The sequence below is a fragment of the Salinimicrobium oceani genome (assembly GCF_012037645.1).
The window spans coordinates 1-341 of sequence record NZ_JAAVJR010001229.1; the positions used below are offsets into that span (position 1 = coordinate 1).

General features: G+C 42.5%; 1 protein-coding gene. It reads right to left on the reverse strand.

Annotation, left to right across the window (positions count from 1 at the left end):
• On the reverse strand, nucleotides 1-341 hold a 341-nt coding region (locus HC175_RS21590), incomplete at both ends, for a metallophosphoesterase (protein ID WP_209310179.1).

Consider the following 341-nt stretch of genomic DNA (forward strand, 5'->3'; position numbering starts at 1 on the left):
TTGGCACTCAAAAACTTAAATTCGGCATGCGGTAGTTGCGCGTAAAGTCCGTCGATGCCATTATCAAAATCATGGTTCCCTATAGTGGCGGCATCGTAGCCCATCTTGCTCATCAACTTGAATTCAAGCTCCCCTCCGTAGAAATTGAAAAAAGGAGTTCCCTGGAAAATGTCTCCTGCATCGAGTAGCAAAGTGTTCTTATTCTCCTTTCTAATCTCTTCTATTAACGTGTACCTCCTTGCAGCCCCGCCCATTCCCGGAAATTGAGAATGATCTTTTTCAAAAGGTTCTATATGGCTGTGAACATCATTGGTGTGTAAAATAGTAATATGCTTCAGGTT